The organism is Mesorhizobium argentiipisi (SeqCode) (genome assembly GCF_037179585.1).
In the GTDB taxonomy this organism is placed as follows: Bacteria; Pseudomonadota; Alphaproteobacteria; order Rhizobiales; family Rhizobiaceae; genus Mesorhizobium; species Mesorhizobium argentiipisi.
This window is the reverse complement of the sequence record NZ_JAPYKO010000002.1, coordinates 74,585-93,919: the sequence shown is the minus strand read 5'-3', so window position 1 is coordinate 93,919 and position 19,335 is coordinate 74,585. Positions and strand designations below refer to the sequence as shown.

At 66.0% G+C, this 19,335-nt stretch carries 16 protein-coding genes; 7 read left to right on the top strand and 9 right to left on the bottom strand.

Translation table 11 applies throughout. From position 1 onward, the window contains the following. The first annotated feature begins 5 nt into the window (after window positions 1–5). The 6 genes from hydA to O7A05_RS03345 are packed head-to-tail and all read left to right on the top strand — an operon-like array spanning window position 6 to window position 6,748. Window positions 6–1,436, top strand: a complete 1,431-nt coding sequence (gene hydA, locus O7A05_RS03370) for a dihydropyrimidinase (RefSeq protein ID WP_337091539.1) — start codon at window positions 6–8, stop codon at window positions 1,434–1,436. Then, window positions 1,421–2,335 (top strand): nitrilase-related carbon-nitrogen hydrolase, encoded by a 915-nt coding sequence (locus tag O7A05_RS03365; RefSeq protein WP_337091537.1) that lies wholly within the window; start codon window positions 1,421–1,423, stop codon window positions 2,333–2,335. The genes hydA and O7A05_RS03365 overlap by 16 nt, the downstream gene beginning before the upstream one ends. Window positions 2,336–2,341: 6 nt before the next feature. Then, window positions 2,342–3,655, top strand: a complete 1,314-nt coding sequence (locus O7A05_RS03360; protein WP_337091536.1) for a Coenzyme F420 hydrogenase/dehydrogenase, beta subunit C-terminal domain — start codon at window positions 2,342–2,344, stop codon at window positions 3,653–3,655. Further along, on the top strand, window positions 3,652–4,812 hold the full coding sequence (locus tag O7A05_RS03355) for an NAD(P)/FAD-dependent oxidoreductase (protein WP_337091535.1): 1,161 nt from the start codon (window positions 3,652–3,654) through the stop codon (window positions 4,810–4,812). Before O7A05_RS03360 ends, O7A05_RS03355 begins: the two co-directional genes overlap by 4 nt. After that, window positions 4,809–6,086, top strand: coding sequence for a Zn-dependent hydrolase (locus O7A05_RS03350; RefSeq protein WP_337091534.1), 1,278 nt, complete (start codon window positions 4,809–4,811; stop codon window positions 6,084–6,086). The genes O7A05_RS03355 and O7A05_RS03350 overlap by 4 nt, the downstream gene beginning before the upstream one ends. Beyond that, window positions 6,083–6,748, top strand: a complete 666-nt coding sequence (locus O7A05_RS03345; protein WP_337091533.1) for a cysteine hydrolase family protein — start codon at window positions 6,083–6,085, stop codon at window positions 6,746–6,748. The genes O7A05_RS03350 and O7A05_RS03345 overlap by 4 nt, the downstream gene beginning before the upstream one ends. Here the strand turns inward: O7A05_RS03345 and O7A05_RS03340 are convergent. The 9 genes from O7A05_RS03340 to O7A05_RS03300 form a co-directional block, all read right to left on the bottom strand. Further along, window positions 6,733–8,223 (bottom strand): N-acyl-D-amino-acid deacylase family protein, encoded by a 1,491-nt coding sequence (locus tag O7A05_RS03340; protein WP_337091532.1) that lies wholly within the window; start codon window positions 8,221–8,223, stop codon window positions 6,733–6,735. The two genes, O7A05_RS03345 and O7A05_RS03340, sit on opposite strands and share 16 nt — an antisense overlap. 12 nt (window positions 8,224–8,235) lie before the next feature. Beyond that, window positions 8,236–9,777, bottom strand: coding sequence for a trimethylamine methyltransferase family protein (locus O7A05_RS03335; RefSeq protein ID WP_337091531.1), 1,542 nt, complete (start codon window positions 9,775–9,777; stop codon window positions 8,236–8,238). Between the two features lie 75 nt (window positions 9,778–9,852). Next, complete coding sequence (locus O7A05_RS03330) at window positions 9,853–10,821, bottom strand: D-2-hydroxyacid dehydrogenase (RefSeq protein ID WP_337091530.1); 969 nt, start codon at window positions 10,819–10,821, stop codon at window positions 9,853–9,855. Window positions 10,822–10,828: 7 nt separating this feature from the next. Continuing rightward, window positions 10,829–11,737 carry a dihydrodipicolinate synthase family protein gene (locus tag O7A05_RS03325; protein ID WP_337091529.1) on the bottom strand — a complete coding sequence of 303 codons (909 nt, stop codon included), beginning with the start codon at window positions 11,735–11,737 and terminating at the stop codon, window positions 10,829–10,831. After that, on the bottom strand, window positions 11,734–12,315 hold the full coding sequence (locus tag O7A05_RS03320) for a hypothetical protein (protein ID WP_337091528.1): 582 nt from the start codon (window positions 12,313–12,315) through the stop codon (window positions 11,734–11,736). Before O7A05_RS03320 ends, O7A05_RS03325 begins: the two co-directional genes overlap by 4 nt. Next, entirely contained in the window at window positions 12,316–15,171 is a 2,856-nt protein-coding gene (locus O7A05_RS03315; protein ID WP_337091527.1) for a 2Fe-2S iron-sulfur cluster-binding protein, read from the bottom strand. It abuts the gene before it with no gap. Further along, window positions 15,168–15,434 carry a sarcosine oxidase subunit delta gene (locus O7A05_RS03310; protein WP_337091526.1) on the bottom strand — a complete coding sequence of 89 codons (267 nt, stop codon included), beginning with the start codon at window positions 15,432–15,434 and terminating at the stop codon, window positions 15,168–15,170. Before O7A05_RS03310 ends, O7A05_RS03315 begins: the two co-directional genes overlap by 4 nt. Window positions 15,435–15,454: 20 nt before the next feature. Further along, entirely contained in the window at window positions 15,455–16,696 is a 1,242-nt protein-coding gene (locus O7A05_RS03305) for an FAD-dependent oxidoreductase (protein ID WP_337091525.1), read from the bottom strand. Between the two features lie 7 nt (window positions 16,697–16,703). Then, window positions 16,704–18,101, bottom strand: a complete 1,398-nt coding sequence (locus O7A05_RS03300) for an MmgE/PrpD family protein (protein WP_337091524.1) — start codon at window positions 18,099–18,101, stop codon at window positions 16,704–16,706. A 170-nt stretch (window positions 18,102–18,271) separates the two neighbouring features. On the opposite strand from O7A05_RS03300, the gene O7A05_RS03295 reads away from it, so the two are divergent. After that, window positions 18,272–19,165, top strand: coding sequence for a LysR substrate-binding domain-containing protein (locus O7A05_RS03295; RefSeq protein ID WP_127234324.1), 894 nt, complete (start codon window positions 18,272–18,274; stop codon window positions 19,163–19,165). The last annotated feature ends 170 nt before the right edge of the window (window positions 19,166–19,335 follow it).

Sequence of the window (19,335 nt, the reverse complement as noted above, 5' to 3'; positions counted from 1 at the left end):
CGCCAATGCATGAGCTGGTGATCAAAGACGGGCGCGTGGCGCTCGACGACGGCTGGGCCGAGTGCGATATCGGCATCGATGATGGCCGGATCGCTGCTATCGGCAAGGGCCTGTTGGGCCAGAAGTCGATCGATGCCCTCGGCCGCTGGGTGATGCCCGGCGGCATCGACGCGCACTGCCATCTCGATCAGCCCGTCTGGGGCGGCGCAGGCAATGCCGATGATTTCTATTCCGGCACGATCTCCGCCGCTTTCGGCGGCACCAGCTGCATCGTGCCGTTCGGCATGCCCGGGCAGAACATGACGACTGTCGGCGCCATCGACCGCGCGCTGGAGCGGGCGGCGGGGCGTTCCGTGATCGACTACGGGCTGCATGCCGTGGTGACCATGGGCACCGGCGCGGATGTCGATGGCCAGCTCAACCAGCTTGCCGGGCGCGGCATCGCCTCGGTCAAGCTGTTCATGACCTATCAGGGTTTTGCCGTCGACGACGATTTGTTCTTCAGAGTGCTCGATAAGGCGAGAAGACTGGGCTGGATCGTCATGGTCCATGCCGAGAACGACGCTGCGATCCGGCGCACGCGCCAGCGGCTCATCGATCTCGGACGCACCGATATCCGCTATCATGTCGTCGCCCACAGCGAGACGATGGAGCGCGAGGCGACGCACCGCGCGCTGGCCTTTGCCGAGATGACCGGCGCGCGGATGACCATCGTGCATGTCTCGTCCTGGCAGTCAGCGGAGGAGGTGGCACGGGCGAAGACGCGCGGGGTGGCCGCCATCGCCGAGACCTGTCCGCAATATCTTTTCCTGGGAGCGGCCGATCTCGACCGGCCGCCAATCGACGCGGCGCGCTTCGTCTTCTCGCCGCCTCCGCGCTCGCCGCGCAGTCACGAACATCTGTGGCGTGAACTCATCGATGGCGGCATCGATCTATGGTCGTCCGACCATTCGCCGTATTATTTCGCCGACAAGATCGGCCGTTCCGAAGCGCCAGCCTTCACCACGACGCTGAGCGGTATTCCCGGCATCGAGACCCGCCTGCCGCTGCTGTTTTCGGAAGGGCTGCTCACCGGCCGGCTGACACTCGAGCGCTATCTCGACCTCACCTCGCGCAATGCGGCCTCGATCTATGGCTTCGCCGATCGCAAGGGCAGCATAGCCGTCGGGCTCGATGCGGACCTGGCGCTGTGGGATCCGATGGCGCGCTGGACGCTCGGACACAAGGCGCTGCATTCGCGCGTCGATTTCACGCCCTATGAGGGCAGGGTTGTCACCGGCAAGCCGACCACAGTGCTGGTGCGGGGCACGCCGGTGGTCGCCGACGGCAAGCTGCAGGCGGAGCCGGGCTTTGGACGTTTCGTGGCACGCGCCGCCGCCGATCCGGACCTTTCCGGAAAACCAGTCGAGGATTGGACACCATGGCTCGATGCCTGACCATCGCCGTTTGCCAGACCGGACCGATCCAGCGCAGCGCCACCCGCGCCGAGACGGTGGGGCGGCTGGTGCATCTGCTTGAGAAAGCCGCTTCCGCCGGCGCCGAGATCGCGGTGTTTCCGGAAATGGCGCTCACCACTTTCTTCCCGCGCTGGCGCATCGACGACCCGGCCGAGATCGATGCGTTCTTCGAAGCCTCCATGCCCGGGCCGGAAACGCAGCGGCTCTATGATGCCGCCGCGCGGCTGAAGGTCGGCTTCGCGCTCGGCTATTGCGAGCTTGCGCATGAAGAGGGCCGCACACGCCATTTCAACACGATGGATCTGGTCGGACCGGATGGCGCTTTCATCGGCCGTTACCGCAAGATGCATGTGCCGGGCTCGAGCGAGCCGGAGGAGGGCACGACCACGCATCTCGAACGACGCTACTTCGAACCGGGCAATCTCGGCTTTCCGGTGTTCGACTATCGCGGCGTGCGCGTCGGGCTTGCCATCTGCAACGACCGCCGCTGGCCGGAAACTTACCGCATGCTCTGCCTCAACGGCGCCGAGGTGGCGTTGCTCGGCTACAACACGCCGCTGCTTCTCGACGAGGCGCCGGCGTTGGCGCATCTGAGAATGTTCCACAACCATCTGCCGATGCAGGCCGGCGCTTATCAGAACACGCTCTGGGTCGGGGCCGCAGCCAAGGCCGGTCTCGAAGACGGCCAGGCGCTGATCGGCGGCTCCTGCATCATCGCGCCGACCGGCGAGATCGCCGCGCAGGCGATGTCGCTCGACGACGACGTCATCGTCCATCGCGCCGACCTCGACCTGATCGAGACATGCCGGAAGGTGAATTTCAACTTCGCGCTCTATCGGCGGCCGGACCATTACAAGCGCATCTCGGATCCGGTCTGACATCGAATGGGCCTGATCGAGACCAGATGCAGCCAGGACACGGCGCCGCTCGCGGCCGATCCGCTGTCGCTCGGCGAGATCGTCGAGAACGGGCTTTGCATCGGTTGCGGCCTCTGCCGTTCGATCGCCGGTGCCGGCGACGTCGACATGGTCATGACGCCCGAAGGACGCGAACGACCGATTGCGTTGCGGGCATTGGATAAGCCGACACTGGCGAAGATCAACGCCGTCTGCCCGGGAACGCGCATCGCCGGTCCGCCGCCGGTCCAGATGCATGTAGCCGCGTTGACGGACACTGTCTGGGGACCTGTCGAGCGGCTGGTGCTCGGCCGCGCGGCTGACCCCACGGTGCGGTTTGTCGGCTCAGGCGGCGGGACACTGACGGCGCTCGGGCGGTTCCTGCTGGACTCCGGCCGGGTCAAGTTCGTGCTGCATGTCGCGGCCTCGCGTTCCATGCCGATGCGCACGGAACGCAAGTTGAGCTTCGATGCCGCTTCGGTGCTCGAGGGTGCAGGCTCGCGCTATGGGCCGGCGGCGACGCTGGTGGATTTCAACGCCATCCTCGATCGTGGCGAGCCGTTCGCGCTGGTGGCCAAGCCCTGTGACATCACAGCGGTGCGAAACCTGGCGCGGCTCGATCCGCGCGTCGACGAATATATGCGCTATGCGCTCGCCTTCGTCTGCGGCGGGGCCTCTGACCTGACCAAGTCGGAGCAGGTGCTGCAACGCTTCGGGCTAAGCGAAGAGGAACTAACGCTCTTCCGCTACCGGGGGCACGGCAATCCAGGCCTCAATCGCATCGAAACCAAAGACGGGCGCGCCTTCGAGATCAGCTACCGGCAGCTCTGGGAAGACGAGGACAAATGGATGATCCAGCCGCGCTGCAAGATCTGCCCCGACGCGATCGGGCAGGTGGCGGATATCGCGGTATCGGATTCCTGGCTGAACGGCGGACCGGCCGTCGAGGACGAGCCACTCAATGGCATCATCGTGCGCACGAAGCGCGGGCTGGAGCTATTCGACGCGGCCGTTGAGGCTGGCGTACTGCAGATCAAGCGGGAGAGCGGGATCGCCGAGATCAGCGAGTTGCAGTCGCATCAGGTGCGCAAGCGGCGCGCCGTCTGGGCGCGGCTGACAGGTATGGCCCTCGCCGGCAAGCCGGTGCCTTTTGTCAGCGACCTCGCTTTGCGGGATTGTGCCTCGCAGAATTCGCTAGCCGAGAATCTGGCCGAAGGGCGGGGCGCCCGCGATCGTGCGCGCGGCGGCCGCCTGGGCGAGCCGGCCGCGGTGGCGCGCGCAACAATTTTGGGGGATCCATGAGCGAGCAGACCGAAGTCATCATCGTCGGCGGCGGCATGGCCGGCGCCGGCGCAGCATTCGAGATTTCGCGCGCCAGGAATGTCGTGCTGCTCGAGCGCGAGAGCCATTGCGGCTATCACACCACGGGACGTTCGGCGGCAAGCTTCACCGAAAACTACGGCAACGGCGTCATCCGCCGCATCGTGCTGGCAAGCCGGGCCTTTCTCACCGAGCCGCCGACGGGTTTTTGCGATTATCCGCTGCTCAGCAAGCGCGGCATGATCACCGTGGCGCGCGCCGACCAGCTCGACCTGCTGCGTGAGGACCTGGCGGCTGCGCAGGCGCTCGTTCCCTCGATCGCCGCGATGACGCCGGACGAGGCGATCGCGCGCGTTCCGGTGCTGCGCCGGGATTATCTCGCCGGCGCTTATATCGAGCCGCATTCGATGGATATCGATGTCAACGGCCTGCACCAGGGTTTTTTGCGCGGCGCCCGGGCGCGCGGCGCGCGCATCGTCACCAAGGCCGGAGTCAGGGGCATCGGGCGGCAAGGCGGCCAATGGCGGGTCGAGACGGAAGGGGGGACATTTCTTGCGCCGATGATCGTCAACGCGGCCGGCGCCTGGGGTGACGAGATCGCGATGATGGCAGGGGTGCGGCCGGTCGGTCTGCAGCCGAAGCGTCGCACCGCCTTCAACATTCCGGCGCCGGCTGGTCTCGACATCGCCGACTGGCCGCTGGTCAACGATGTCGGCGCGGAGTTCTATTTCAAGCCGGATGCCGGGCAACTCTTCGTCTCGCCGGCCGATGCGACGCCGTCGGAGCCGATGGACGCTTTTGCCGAAGACATCGATGTTGCGATCGGCGCCGAGCGTCTCGAACGGGCAACGACGATCGAGGTGCAGCGCGTGTCGCGCTCCTGGGCGGGCTTGCGGACATTTGTCGCCGACGCGTCGCCAGTGGTCGGGCCGGATGACGAGTTTCCGGATTTCGTCTGGCTGGTCGGGCAGGGCGGCTACGGCATCAAGACTTCGCCGGCCTTGTCGCGGGTCTGCGCCAGCCTGATCGCCGGCGGCGGCCTGCCGGGCGATGTCGCCAGACAAGGCGTTTCGCTGGGCGATCTCACGCCGCACCGACTGCGCGGCGCCGCGGGCGAAGCCCAGCAGGTCGCTTCATGAGCTCACTGACGGCCGGTGGCAAACTGGCGGGACGCATCCTGGACGCGCTCGCCGAAGCTACGACGGACGCGCCGGGAATCACGCGCGTCGCTTACGGAGCCGGCGAACACTTCGCCCATGATCTTGTGCGCAAGGAGGCGGAAAGGCTCGGCGCCGTCGCGCGCGTCGATGCCGCCGGCAACCTGTATTTGACGCTGAAAGGCTGTGACCCGGATTTGCCGGCGATCGTCATCGGCTCGCATCTCGACAGCGTGGCGCATGGCGGCAATTTCGATGGGGTGGCCGGTATCGCGGCGGGCCTGGCGGTCATGGCCGAACTGGTCGGGCAGGGCATCCGGTTGTCGCGCGACCTCATCGTGCTGGCGACGCGCGCCGAGGAAGCCGTCTGGTTTCCGCTGTCCTACCCCGGCAGCCAGGCGGTGCTTGGCCTGCTGGAGCCGCAGGCGCTCGAAGCCAGGCGCTCCGACAGCGGCCGCACACTGGCCGAGCACATGCGCGAGGAAGGGTTCGACCCTGATGCCGTGCGGCGGGGCATGCCGGGCATCGATGCCGGCCGGATCGCGGCCTTTATCGAAGTGCATATCGAGCAAGGACCGCGCCTGATCGCAGCCGAAGCGCCGGTCGGCATCGTTACCGGGATTGCCGGCGGATTCCGCTATGTCGACGCCAAATGCCTTGGCGCCTATGCCCATTCCGGCGCCGAGCCGCGCTTCGCCCGCCATGACAGTGTGCTCGGCTTCGCCGATCTGATTGCGGGTCTCGAGAAGGAGTGGGACGCGCTCGAACGCGAAGGGCGTGAAGCAACGATCACCTTCGGCCGCGTGCAGTCCGATCCCGCGCAGCATGGCGGCAGCCGGGTTCTGGGCGAGCTCGGTTTCACGCTGGATGCACGCAGCGCCGAAGCAGCCGTCCTGGACCGTATCGAGAAACGGCTCCATGACATTCTCGCCGAAGCCGGTAGCAAACGCGGCGTCACCTTCGAGCTCGGGCCGCGCTTCACCTGGGAGCCGGCGACTATGTCACCCGCGTTGATCGCGGGCCTGGATCGCGCCGCGACCGAATTGCAGATGCGAGCACCGCATGTGCCGAGCGGAGCAGGACACGATGCAGCCATGTTCGCCGGCGCGGGCATTCCGACCGCCATGCTCTTCGTGCGCAATGAAAAGGGCAGCCACAATCCGCATGAAGCGATGGAGATCGCCGATCTCGATCAGGCGATACGTCTGCTCTTCCGCTTCGTTACCGACTTCGACAATCACCTGGACCAGCCATGAACCTCGCCAAGGCCGCCTTGCTCGTCATCGACCTGCAGAATGAATACCGCCCCGGCGCGGCATGGCCGGTCGTCGGCTACGACGCGGTGCTTGCCAACACAGCAGCATTGATCGAGGCCGCTCGGACGGCGGGCGTAGCCGTCATCCACGCGCAGGCCTGGGTGAAGCTGGAGGAACGCGACGGCTATGCGCGGCAGGAGGAGATCCTGACGGAGGTGTTCCGCTCCGCAGTCGCCGAGAGTGAAGGCGCCGCGATCTGCGCCGAGGTGGCGGCGTTGCCCGGCGACATCGTCATCCACAAGCATTGGCCGAGCGCCTTTCGCCGGACCGATCTTTCGCAGCGGCTCGCCGCGCTCGGCACCGAGAACTTGATCGTCGCCGGCGTGCTGACCGACAGCTGCGTGACCGAGACCGTGTTCGACGCGATCTATCAGGGCTTTCGCGTTTGGCTGGTCAAGGAAGCCTGCGGCAGTATGACGGAAGCCATGCACCGCACCGGCATGCTCGATATGGCGAACCGGCTCTATGGCGGCGGCATATTGCGTCTGGCCGAAGCCCTGAAGGCGCTTGCCGGCCAGCCCTTCGATGGCTGGCGCTGCACGCGGCCTGTGGAGTTCGCCTACACGTTGGAAAGCGTCGACCGGATCTATGAGGGGCTGTGACCGGCGCCGCAGCCGCACGTCCCTTTGACAATTGTCTTTGAAGCTGAGGGTTTGAGAACCGCGCCCGGCAGCGCTCCTGTGGCTCTGCCCTGGCGCCACACCGACACGCCGTTGACGAAGACGTGCTCGATGCCGGCGGCTGGCCGGCGCGGCTCCTCGAAGGTGGCGGTGTCGATGATCGTCTCGGGATCGAAGATCACCAGATCGGCGAAATTGCCTTCCGCGAGAATGCCGCGCTGCTGGATGCCGAACTCACGCGCGGGCAGGCCGGTCATGCGGAACACCGCCTCCTCCAGGCTGAACAGGCCGACATCGCGCGCATAATGTCCGAGCACGCGCGGAAAGGTGCCCCAGAGGCGCGGATGCGGGTGGATGTCGTGCGGCAGGCCGTCCGAGCCGATCATGGTGCGCGGATGGGCGATGATGTTGCGCACATCCTCCTCATCGAGCTGGAAATAGACGGCACCTGCCGGCAACAGCCGCTCACCGGCCTCGCGCTCGGTGCAGTTCCATTCGCGGGCGATGTCGGCGATCTCGCGCCTCGCCATCTCAGGATGCGGATCGGACCAGGTGATCAGGATCTTCAAGCCGGTGTCGCAGCGCTCCAGCCGAAGCACCGTCGAACTCGCGGCATAGGGATAGACATCCATGCCGATGTCCATCGTCTCGCGCGCCCGGTCGATGCGCGCGAGAGAGGGCAGGCTCTTGCCGAAATTGGCGCGGCCGGTGCACTGGTGATGCGAGATGAACAACTTGCCGCCAGCATGACCGGCAATGTCGATCGCTTCCTCGATCGCCTCGTCCATCGCCTCGAAATAGTTGCGCGTGTGGGTGACATACGGACCGCCCAGGCCTGCCGCTGTGGCGGCGAGAGCCTTGACCTCGTCGGTCGATGAGTTGACGGCCGGCGGGTAGTCGAGCCCGGTGCTGAGGCCGAACGCGCCTTCCGCCATGGCCTCGGCGACCGCCTCCTTCATCCGCGCCGTTTCGGCTTCATTGGCCGGTCGGTCGGTCACCGGCATGCAGCGCTGGCGCAAGGTGGTGTGGCCGACGAGCAGGGCCGCGTTGGTGGCGATGCCGCGGCGCTTCAGCTCCGCAACATAATCGGCAAAGCGGTCGAAGCGGAAATTCTCGCGGCCGCCGACCAGCGTGAAGGGCGGCGGCGGGGTCCTGTCGAGCTGCAGCGGCGCCAGGCTGACGCCGCAATTGCCGGCGATCACCGTCGCCACGCCCTGGCTGATCTTCGGGTCCATGCCGCGCGGGGCGAGCAGAGCGCCGTCGTCATGCGTGTGCACATCGATAAAGCCAGGCGCGACGATCTTGCCCTTGGCATCGATCTCTTCGATGGCCTGCGCATCGTCCAACCGGCCGATCGCCATGATCCTGTCGCCGGTGACGGCGATGTCTGCCTGGAATGGTTTGCAGCCGTCGCCGGCGATCAGCGTCGCCTGGCGGATGACGAGATCATAACGCACCGGGCTGCTTTCCTAAGCTTCCGGATTGGCGGCGATCTCCTCGCGGCGGCGCGCGACATAGGCGTCGAGCTCCTCGCGGATCGCGGGATCCATCACCGGCTCCTCATAGTCGTGCAGCGCCTGCTGCCAGAGCTCGCTCGCGCGCTCCAGCGCGTCCTTGCCGCCGGCTTCCTGCCAGGCGCCATGATTCTGCCAGTTGGACAGCATCGGCTGGTAGAAGGCGGTGGTGTAGCGCGACATGGTGTGCTCGGCGCCGAAGAAATGGCCGCCGGCCGGCACAGACTTGATGGCGTCGAAGCCGAGGTCGTCCTCCTGGAATGGCAGCGGCCGCAGGAACTCAATCATGTTCTGCAGGATCTCGACGTCCAGCACGAGCTTCTCGTAGGACGCGGTCAGCCCGCCCTCCAGCCACCCGGCGGCATGGTAGATCAGATTGGCGCCGCCGAGCACCGCGCCCCAGGTCGCCATTTCGGTCTCGTAAGCGGCCTGCAGGTCGACGACATTGGAGGCGTTCGCGTTGGAGGTGCGGTAGGGCAGGTTGTAGCGCCGCGCCAATTGACCGGCGATGATGTTGGCCTTGGCGTTTTCGGGCGTGCCGAAAGCCGGCGCGCCCGACTTCATGTCGACATTGGAGGTGAAGGCGCCGTACATCACCGGCGTGCCGGGATTGACGAGCTGCGTCAGCGTTACGCCGAACAGCGCCTCGGCATTCTGCTGGCAGAGCGCGGCGGCAAGCGTCACCGGCGTCATCGCGCCCATCAGCGTGAAGGGCGTCACCGTCACCGGCTGGCCGTGCTCGGCCATGGCGATCAGGCCTTCGGCCATCGCGTCGTCGAACAGGCGCGGCGAGTTGATCGAGATGATCGTCGTCACGCCGGGCGAGGCGCGCATCTCCTCGACGGAGATGCCGCGCGCGATCGCCATCATGTTGATGCCATCCATGGCCCTGGCGCGGCCGATCGCCGTGCAATGGAAGGAGAGGTCGCTGAGCGTCAGATTGGCGTGATAGGTGTCGAGGTGACGCGCATTGGCCGGCAGTTCCATCGGCGCCACCACCTGGTTGCCGATGATGTGAATGGCGTTGAAGTGATGCGCCAGCCGGATGAAGTTCTGGTAGTCGGGGAGATTGCCCTGGCGACGGCCGTTGATGCGGTCATGCACGTTGGGCGGACCGGCGACCAGTCCAAAGACCAGCGAATTGCCGCCGAGATGAACCTGCTTTTGCGGATTGCGGCTGGTCAGCGTGAAGGACGAGGGCACCTTGCGCAGGGCCTCCGTGACGAGGCTCTCGTCGATACGGATGATCCGCTCCTCGCGATCGACGATGGCGCCGGCCTTGGCGAACAGGTCCATCACCCTTTCGCTCATAACGCGGATGCCGAGCTCGGACAGGATGCGCATCGATGTCTTGTGCAGCTGTTCCATGCGCTCGTCGTCGAGGAGCCGCATGGGTGGATAGGGGTTTTTCACACTCTGCCACGGCAGTTGCGCGATGCCGCCGCCGCTGCGGCCGAGCTTCGATCTGCGGCCGCCGCCGCGCCTGTCCTGTGACATCAGACTACTCCCCTTCGATTCTTGTTCTCGCAATTCCGGACGGAAAACCGCTGCGCACTTTTCCTGGAATTGCTTTCAGTACCCGCGTTCCGGATTGACCACGTTCTCCAGCGGCTCGCCTTTGCGGTAGCGCGCCAAATTGTCGGCGAACATGCGCACCGACTTGATGTTCCAGCCGTCATAGACCGCCGCGCAATGCGGGGTGACGGCGACGTTGTCGTAGACCCAGAGCGGATGTTCGGCCGGCAGCGGTTCGGTGGCGAAGACATCGAGCGCCGCGCCCTTGATCCGCCCGTTGTCGAGCGCGCTCAACAGTGCAGCTTCCTCGACGACGCCGCCGCGCGAAATGTCGATGAGGACGGCGGACGGCTTCATGGCGGCGAAGGCGGCCTCGCCAAGCAGGCCGCGCGTGGTGGGCAGCAATGGCACGCAGCAAACGATGAAATCGGCGCGGCCAATCAGTGCCAGCAGCGCGTCGGGGCCGCGCACTTCGTCGAGCGACGGCATCGGTTTCGGTCGCGCCCGGATGCCGAGGGTGTGCATGCCCATCGCCTGCGCGCGGCGCGCGACGGCTTCGCCGGTCTTGCCGAGGCCGACAATGAGGACGGTCTTGCCCTCGATCGGCTCGACGCGGCCGCCGCCCCATTGGCGGGCCTGCTGCCGGCGCTCGAAACCGCGCAGGTCGAGCGAGAAGGAGAGCATGGCGCCGAGGGCATATTCGGCCAGCATGCCGGCGGCGACGCCGGCGGAGTTCGTGACCGTCACATGCGCGGGATCCCAGCGCCCGAGATGATCGGTGCCGGAGCCGCCGATCGACACCCATTTCACCGTCGAGCTCTCGACGAGGGCCTGGCGGGGGTAGCGCGGCGTGCCGTCGAAGCGGATCGAATAGACCACTTCCGCGCCTGTCCGCTCGATCAAAGCAGGCAGGCCGGCATAGGTGTCGCAGGCATGGACATCGAGGTCCGGATGCGTCTCGGCGAGCACCGCAAGCGCGCCGGCAGGCTTGTCGGTGTGCAGGATGACGGTTGGGCGCGCCGACATTGCGACCTCAATCGCGGCCGATATGATCGGCGGCGCTGCCGAGAGCGGTAAGCAGCGCCTGGCCGCTCTCCAGCGTCACATTCTCATGCGGCGCGCGCAGGTTCAGCCAGCGCCGGTCGCCGGACTTGACCGCAAGCACCGCCTTCATCGCCGGGATCAGCCCGGCATCCTGGATCACCTTTCGGAAAGCCTGGATGGCGGCATCGGCTTCGGCGACGCCCTCGCCCTTTCGGGCCGCGTCATAGAGGCGGCGAATGGCGGCAGCGTTCAAATTGACGGTGGCCGAAATGCAGCCGGCCGCGCCGTTCGCCAGACCCTTGGTGAGCTGCGCCTCGGAGCTTGGGAACACGGAGATATCGGGCGCGGCGGCGATGACGGCGGCCGTGTTGTTCCAGTCGCCGGCGCTGTCCTTATAGGCGACGACCATGTCCGGAAAGGCCTTGCTCAGCCTCGCCGTCAGGGCAGGGCTGACCTGCACGCCGGAGTTCTGCGGGATGTGATAGAGGATCACGCGCATCGAAGGTTTTGCCACCTTCTCGATCAGCTCGCTGTAATAGCGCGCCTGGCCGTTGTCGCCGGCGCCAGTGTAGAAGAAGGACGGCAGCACCATCACCGCAGCACAGCCGAGACCGACGGCATGGGCCGACAACTCGACCGTTTCAGGGAGCGCGGTGACGCCGGTGCCGGGCATCAGCCGGTCGGGCGCAATGCCGGCCTCGACCAGCCATTCCAGCGCCTGCATGCGCTCGCGCAAGGACAACGACAGCGCTTCGCCCGTCGTGCCGAAGGGCGATAGGAAATGCGCGCCCTGGTCCAGCACCCATTTGGCGTGGGAGATCCAGAGATCGCGCGCGATGCGGCCGTCATCTTCGAATGGCGTCAGGATCGGGGCGATGGTTCCTTGCGGGCGGGTCATGAATGTCCTCTATGCTGGTGGCCGGCCACCGCAGCGACGGCGCGGGCGAAATAGGCCGACGCGGTGATGTCGAAGAGTATGTCGAAACCCGTCGGCGAACGGAACGTCACGGCTTCGATATTGCCGACGCGGGTCTGCGCGATATCGTCGGCGCCGAATTTTTGGAGTCGCAGGTCCAGCGCGCAAAGGCTGCTCATCGCTTCGGCAAGGCCAGGACCGGAAAGGCGCATCCATGCCCAGCCTTCCTCGCGCCATGACGAAAAACCTTTTGGCGCCGCCGCCGCCTGCCAGGCGGCTTTGACTTCGGCGAGCGTCTCGCCGGCGCTCTCAGCGAGAAGGAGGATGTCCTCGTTGCCGAGGCGCAGAACCCGCATGCCACGGTGGTCGCCGATGCGGTTGACGGCCGGCAGCGTAACGCCCTGCGCGGCAAGCCAGGCGGCACTGCCGCCGCCTTTCAGACCAAAGCGCGGGCGGCCCGTGAGGTCGCTCAGCACGACCGCGTCGGAAATCAGCTTCGTGCTGCCGGCCGCGCCGCCGGGCATGAAGGGATAGATGCGCATCGCGGTGCCGGCGGCCATCTAGATCTCCTGCCGCGCGTTGGTCGGGTCAAAGAAGGCGTGGACGACGACCGGCACCTCGACCAGTTCACCATTCCGGCACTTCACCGTCACGCGGCTGCCTTCCGCCTGGTCGTCGACATGGACATAGGCGAGCGCGATGTGGCGCCCGAGTGACGGGGAATACCCGACCGACGTGATCTGGCCGACAGGGACGCCGCCGCGCAGCACCAGGCAGCTTTCACCGGGAATGTCCCCGGCACCGGCGGGGACCTCCAGGCCGACCAGCTTGCGGGTCTGGCCGAGCCTTGCGCGCATCTCGATGGAGCGCTTGCCGACGAAGAACGGCTTCTTCTTCGAGACCGCCCAGCCGAACCCCAATTCGTCCGGCGTGGTGATCGCATCCGTGTCCTGGCCGATCAGGATATGGCCTTTCTCCAGGCGCAATATGCGGGACGCTTCCAGCCCGTAGGGACGCAAGCCGTGCGGCTTGCCGGCGGCCATCACCGCGTCCCAGAGGCTGGGCGCCAGGCTCGAAGCGCAATGCAATTCGTAGCTGAGCTCGCCCGTGAAGCCGATGCGCATCACCCGCACCGGAACACCGGCGACCATGCCTTCGCGGCCGCTGAGATAGGGGAAGGCGTCCGGGCTGAAATCGATGTCGCTCTCCAGCGCCTCCAGCACCAAACGCGCCTTGGGTCCGGTGACGTTCAGGCCTGAGAACGCGCCGGTGAGGTTGAGCACGTCGACCTTCAGGCGCCACTCGGCGTTCCAGAACAGCATGTCGGCATAGACGCGCGCGACGGCGCCGGTGGTGGCCGTCACATAGAACTGGTCCTGCGCCATCCGGTAGGCGACGCCATCATCGATCACCGAGCCCATCTCGTTGAGCATCAGGCAATAGCGGACACGACCCACCGGCTGATTGGCATGCGCCATCGTGTAGAGCCGGTCGAGGAACTCGCCGGCGTCCGGCCCGCGGATCTCCAGCTTGCCCAGCGTCGAGACGTCGAGCAGGCCGACGCCTTCGCGCACGGCGAGGATTTCCTCGCGAACAGACTCCTCGGCGCTGCTTGCGTCACCATAGTAATAAGGCCGCCACCATGCGCCGACCGGCTTCATCGCGGCGTTCAGCGCGATGTGCCGCGCATGCAGCGCCGTGCGGCGCTCCAGCGCCTCGTGGTGGCCGGCGAGCACGCCGAGGGTTTCCGGCCCTACCGGAGGACGCGCCGTGGTGATGCCGATCTCGCCTACCGTCCTACCGGTTGCCTCGGCGACGATGCGGGCGGTCGCCAAGGCCGAATGGCGACCCTGACTCGGGCCCATGCCGACCGTGGTGAAGCGCTTGACCAGCTCGATCTCGCGATAGCCGTCCTTGGTCGCGTTCTGCAGATCCTTGACTTGCAGGTCCTCGTCGAAGTCGACGAAGTCACGTCCCTTGGGGTCGGCGATGATAGGCTGCACATAGCGCGGCCGAACGCTCTTACGGGGGAGCGGAGATTCTGCCGCCACTGTATGGCCGAGCCGGGAAAGAGCGGCTGCCGCCGCGCGCCGGCCGCTGGCGATCGCATCCTCAAGATCATCCGATCCGGCAACGGCGCCGGCGAGATGGACGGGACCTTGCGGAAGCGTAATCGTCATGGCTCCCGCCGCGGCATCATAGCCGACCTTGCCGCCGGCCTGGCACGGCAGTTGCCATGCCGGCGCCTGGCCGATCGAAACCGTCAGCAGGTCGCAGGCGATCCAGCCCCCGTCGACACGGACGCGGGTAAGGTGACGATTTCCGGCCGTGCCTTCCGCCGCCTCGACGGTTGCACCTTTGCGGATGGCGACACCTCTGCCGCGGAGTTCGGCCTCCAACGGACCGGCCTCATTGGCAGGTCTCGGATCGACAAGCTCGACGACCGACACGCCGGCGTCCAGCAGATCGAGCGCCGTCCGGTAGCCGTCGTCATTGGCGGCCAGCACCACCGCACTCTGGCCGGGCCGCACGCCATAGTGGCGGATCAGCCGCTGGGCGGCGCCGCCGAGCATGATCCCCGGCAGGTCGTTGTTGCGGAAGACGGCTGGCTGCTCGATGGCTCCGGTCGCCAGGATCAGGTCGCGGGCGCGTGTGCGGTGGAGGCGGTTACCCTGGATCAGCGGCAGCCAGTTGTCTTCGTACCAGCCATTGGAGATGGTGCCGGTCAGCAGCTTGAGATTGGGCAGCGCCTCGAGCCGCGACGACAGACCGGGGAGGATCGCCGGATCGTGGCGGCCATAGCTCAGCGAGCCGCCGATCTCAGGGTTCTCGTCGCACAGCACCACATCGGCGCCAGCTTCGGCAGCGGCGATCGCGGCGCTTAATCCCGCCGGCCCGGCGCCGACGACGAGCACATCGCAATGCAGATGCGTCTTGTCGAAATGCCGGTGCGGTGCCTTGGTGTCGACCACACCCAGGCCCGCCTTGCGGCGGATCATCGGCTCCCAGAATTTCAGCCAGCTGTTGCTGCGCGGACCCATGAAGGTGCGGTAGTAGAAGCCGACCGGCAGGAAGCGGCCGAACCTGTCCATGACGGCATCGCGGTCGCGCTCGAGCGAGCCGTTGACGTTCTGCGCGCTGACCCGCAGCCCTTCGCTGATCGGCGTGCACTCCGCGGCGGCGTTCGGTTCGGATGGCAATTGCACCAGCGCGTTGGCGTCGGCCCCGGTCATCGACAGGATGCCGCGCGGTCGATGATATTTGAATGAGCGCGACAACGCCCATTGGCCGCAAGCGGCGAGCGCGCTGGCGATGCTGTCGCCTTCAAGGCCTTCGAAGGGCTTGCCCTCGAAGGTGAAGCGGATAGGCCGACTTCGATCGATTCGGCTTCCGAAAGGGGCGGGCAGCCGGTTCATGCGCGGTCCCGCAATTCGGAAGCGTCGAAGGTGCGGATGATCTCGTTGCTGACGAGATCGCGCTCGGCCAGGAAGAAATAGTTGCTCGGAACGTGCCGCCACCACTCGGTCACGACGCCTTTGCGATTCTCGGCACGAAACAGGTGACGCGACCATTCCCTGTCGGCGGCTGCGTCCGGATCGGGCCTCGCACGGACCGGGCCGAAGGACTGGAACTCGTCGATGTTGCGCAGGCCGTTCATGGGGCAGGTAAGCAGTTTCATCGGTCAGTGTGGTTTCATGGCTAATGGCTGGCGGCGGTCGCGCCCATTTCATTGAGCAGCCGAAAAGTTTCGAACCGCTCCAATGCAAATGGCTTCAGGATATCGGGCACGCGGCCATCGGCGATCGTCTGTGCCATGCGCTTGCCGGCGACAGGCGTCGCCTTGAAGCCCCAGGTGCCCCAGCCGCAATCGAGCCAGAGATTGGCGAGCGGGCTGGCGCCCATGATCGGGCTGTAGTCCGGCGTCATGTCGGTGATGCCGGCCCACTGCCGGAGCAGGCGCACACCCTGCAGAAAGGGGAAGAGGTGGACGGCGCCCTCGGCGAGGTGCTCCTTCATGTCGAGCGTCGAGCGCGTCGAATAGAGCTGGTAGGGATCGGAGCCGCCGCCGATGACGACCTCGCCGCGCGAGGATTGCACGAGATAGGTGTGCAGCGAAACGGACGAGACCAGCGTGTGCAGCCAGGGTTTCAAAGGCTGGGTCACCATTGCCTGCAGCGGATAGCAGCGGATAGGAAGCTCAACTCCTGCCATCAGGGCCACGTCGTAATTCATGCCGCCGGTGGCGATCAGCACCTGACCGCAGGCGACGCGGCCCCTGTTCGTTTTGACGGCCTGGACCCGGTCGCCGACGACCTCGAAGCCTTGCACTTCGGTGCGCTGGTGGATCTCGACGCCACGCCGCGAGGCCTGGGCGGCGTAGCCCCAGGCGACGGCGTCGTGGCGCGCCGTTCCGCCGTCGGCATGCCAGAGCCCGCCTAGGATTTCGAGCGGGCCGCCATAGTCCATATTCAGAAGCGGGCAGAGCTCCTCGACGCCCTTCTGGTCGACGACCTCGGTGCGTGTGCCCATATGCTTGCCCATTTCGGCGCGCATATGGAAGCTGCGCATCGTCGCCTCGCTATGCGCCAGCGTGAGCTGGCCGCGCTGCGAGAACATGACGTTGAAATCGAGCTCTTGCGACAGCCGCTCGAACAGCTCGACGCCCTCCTTGTAGAAGGCGATGCCTTCCGGCGTGATGTAATTGGAGCGGATGGTGGTGGTGTTGCGCGCCGTGTTGCCGCCGGCGAGATAGCCTTTCTCCAGCACCGCCACGCTGCTTATGCCGTGATACTTGGCAAGATGGTGCGCGCAGGACAGTCCATGCCCGCCGCCGCCGATGATGACGACGTCGTAGGTCGGCTTCAGCTCGGGCGTGGCGGGGATGTCGCCGCTGACCGGATAGTCCCTGCTGAGACCGTATTTCAGGAGCCTGAGGGGCATTGCGCGCTCAGCTCGAAATCTTGGGAGGATCGTAAAGCAGCGCCGAGAGGTCGGAGAAGCGGCTATCGCGGTCGTTGAGGCCAAGCACCGCGTCGCGGATCCCCGCGGCGCGCTTGGATCCAAGCACGGGTGCTGCGAACTCCATGTATTTGGCCTCGACGTCCTGCTTGGTCATTGGCGCTTCGGGGCCGCCGCGCGCATGCACGTCGCCGGATGCCAGCACCCGCCCGTCCGTCGTGGTGATGACGACATCGGCCCAGCGGCCGGCCGGGAAGCGGGCGCTATGGCGCTCGGTTTCGCTCACCGCGATGCGCGTCAGCATGTCCGCGACAGCGGCGTCGGCGAGCCCGGCGCCGGAAATATGCTCGAGCCCGATCCGCTCATGAATGATGAAGGTCGCCACGGCGAAGCGCAGGCTGTATTGCGCCTTCGAGGTCGTGTCCGGCATGCCGTCGAAGAGCGTTGCGGCATAGTGGAAGCTGTTCACCTGGACATGGCTGATGTCGGACGGGGCAAGGTTGTGCGCCAGGCAAAGTCCACGCACGGCGTCAATGGCCGCATGTGCCCAACGGCAGATCGGGTAGGGCTTTACATATTGATGGAGCGACTGCCAGAAGACGCCGAGATCCTTCCAATGCGCCGCGACCTCCGGCGCTTCCACCGTGATCGCCGGCGCGCCGGTGAAGCCACGTTCGGCAAGCACAGCCGCGGAGAGGCCTACGAGAGCGCCGAGGCCGGAGCCGTCATGCAGCATCGTCGGCGTGGCGATCTCGCGCATCATCTGGCTGCGCGGGCCGTGATACTCGGCAATGCCCAGCGCCTCGCGCAATTGCGTTTCGTCGAGCCGCCGCAAGCGTGCCGCCACGGCCGCCACGCCCAATGCATTCCAGGCGCCGGAGGTGTGGTAGTCGCTCACCGTCGCATGCAAGGCGATGCCGGCCCGGCCGGCGACTTCGTAGCCGACGACCAGGGACGCCAGCGCCTCCGGCCCGGTAAGGTCGGGCCTCGCCTCGGCGAGTGCTGCAAGCGCCGGCATGATCGCGACGCCGATATGGCCTTTGGTGGGGCTGTAGCCGTCGTGGCCATCTAGATTGTCGATCTGCGTGGCGACGGCATAGGCCGCGCCGGCATTGCTGGCGCGCCGTCCGTCGAACAACATGCGGGCCGAATATTGCGGATCGCTCGAGCCATAGAGCAGGACGGCGGCGTCACGGGCGATGCGGCCTGCCTCCATCGGTCCTGCCGCGACGGCGATGCCCAGCGTGTCAAGCAGGAGGTAACGGGCCTGTTCGAGCACCGGCTGAGGGAAGACGGGAGCTGGACGCCGCAGCACGAAATCGGCCAGGCGCGTGAACGTATCGGAACTGACGACAGGCCCCTCACGCCGGTATGACGGCACAGCCACGCACTTATCTCCCCTGTGTCTTCACAACATCAATAAATTGGGTCCATCGCCCAGGCACGTGATTAGTTTGGCGGCTTTGACCAAAAATATTGATGCCATGTCGCTTGTCTGCGATTAAAGGGCCGATTGCCCATGCGATAGCTACGGCAACTGTGGAACAGGAGACCGGGATGAAGCCGCCGCCGCCCTTGAACTATATCCGCTCGTTCGAGAGCTCGGCCCGCCATTTGAGCTTCACCACGGCAGCCAAGGAGCTGGGCTATACGCAGGCTGCGGTCAGCACGCATGTACGCGCGCTCGAACATTATATCGGCCGGCAGCTGTTCATCCGCTATCCGCGCAGCCTGAAGCTGACGGAGATGGGGGAGGCATTCCTGCCAACCTTGCGCCAGGCGCTCGACCAGATCGACCAGGCGACCGAAGCGATCGTGGCGTCCTCCCGCAACCGGACGGTGGTCGTTTCATGTCCGATGAGCCTTGCGGAGAACTGGCTGGCGGGGTGCATGGCGGCGTTCCGCAAGAAGCATCCCGAAATCGAGATCGTGCTGCACGGCACGATCTGGGAAGACTTGAGCGAGCAGATCGCCGACATCACCATCTCGACGCGGCGTTTCGACGATAGGCCGCCTTCGGCTACGCCGCTCTGGAATGACGAACTGGTGCTGCTCTGCGCCCCCGGCATGCTCGAGGGCGAGCATGCGCTGAAGACGCCTCAGGACATGCTCAAGGTGGACTGGATCTTCGTGCATGGCCGCCAGGAATACTGGCAGGTGGTGACCGAGGCACTTGGCGTCGACCTGGAGGACCACGACAAGGGCCTGTCGACCAACGCCTCCAACATCGCGCTCGAGCTCGCCGCGATGGGCGCGGGCCTCGTCGCTACGCAGCGCTCGCTCGCGCATGCCTATATGCGACGCGGGCTGCTCGTCGAGCCGTTTCCGGTGCGGCCGCCAAGCCCCTGGAATTACTATCTGACCGAGAGCCAGCTTTCGAAGGGAAACATCGCACGAACGGTCAGGGAATGGATCTTGTCCAGGGCCAGGGAAGACGCCGCGCGACCATAGGGCTACCCGCCCCTTCAAAAATTTGGCGAGCCAATGGCATTGTTTTTTTAGGTCTCAAAGGCCGGTTTTCTGCGGTTTGTGAAGGGTCGAGCCCTTCCGGGATTTTTGCATCGCCCCTAACATGCGCAGCCGCAAGGGGAATGTAACGGGCGGAAAGCCCTGAACCGGAG

Excerpts from the sequence above, each read along its gene's own strand:
- hydA (WP_337091539.1), top strand. The coding sequence starts at position 6 with ATGCATGAGCTGGTGATCAAAGACGGGCGCGTGGCGCTCGACGACGGC.
- O7A05_RS03365 (WP_337091537.1), top strand. The coding sequence starts at position 1,421 with ATGGCTCGATGCCTGACCATCGCCGTTTGCCAGACCGGACCGATCCAG.
- O7A05_RS03360 (WP_337091536.1), top strand. The coding sequence starts at position 2,342 with ATGGGCCTGATCGAGACCAGATGCAGCCAGGACACGGCGCCGCTCGCG.
- O7A05_RS03355 (WP_337091535.1), top strand. The coding sequence starts at position 3,652 with ATGAGCGAGCAGACCGAAGTCATCATCGTCGGCGGCGGCATGGCCGGC.
- O7A05_RS03350 (WP_337091534.1), top strand. The coding sequence starts at position 4,809 with ATGAGCTCACTGACGGCCGGTGGCAAACTGGCGGGACGCATCCTGGAC.
- O7A05_RS03345 (WP_337091533.1), top strand. The coding sequence starts at position 6,083 with ATGAACCTCGCCAAGGCCGCCTTGCTCGTCATCGACCTGCAGAATGAA.
- O7A05_RS03335 (WP_337091531.1), bottom strand. The coding sequence starts at position 9,777 with ATGTCACAGGACAGGCGCGGCGGCGGCCGCAGATCGAAGCTCGGCCGC.
- O7A05_RS03330 (WP_337091530.1), bottom strand. The coding sequence starts at position 10,821 with ATGTCGGCGCGCCCAACCGTCATCCTGCACACCGACAAGCCTGCCGGC.
- O7A05_RS03325 (WP_337091529.1), bottom strand. The coding sequence starts at position 11,737 with ATGACCCGCCCGCAAGGAACCATCGCCCCGATCCTGACGCCATTCGAA.
- O7A05_RS03320 (WP_337091528.1), bottom strand. The coding sequence starts at position 12,315 with ATGGCCGCCGGCACCGCGATGCGCATCTATCCCTTCATGCCCGGCGGC.
- O7A05_RS03315 (WP_337091527.1), bottom strand. The coding sequence starts at position 15,171 with ATGAACCGGCTGCCCGCCCCTTTCGGAAGCCGAATCGATCGAAGTCGG.
- O7A05_RS03310 (WP_337091526.1), bottom strand. The coding sequence starts at position 15,434 with ATGAAACTGCTTACCTGCCCCATGAACGGCCTGCGCAACATCGACGAG.
- O7A05_RS03305 (WP_337091525.1), bottom strand. The coding sequence starts at position 16,696 with ATGCCCCTCAGGCTCCTGAAATACGGTCTCAGCAGGGACTATCCGGTC.
- O7A05_RS03295 (WP_127234324.1), top strand. The coding sequence starts at position 18,272 with ATGAAGCCGCCGCCGCCCTTGAACTATATCCGCTCGTTCGAGAGCTCG.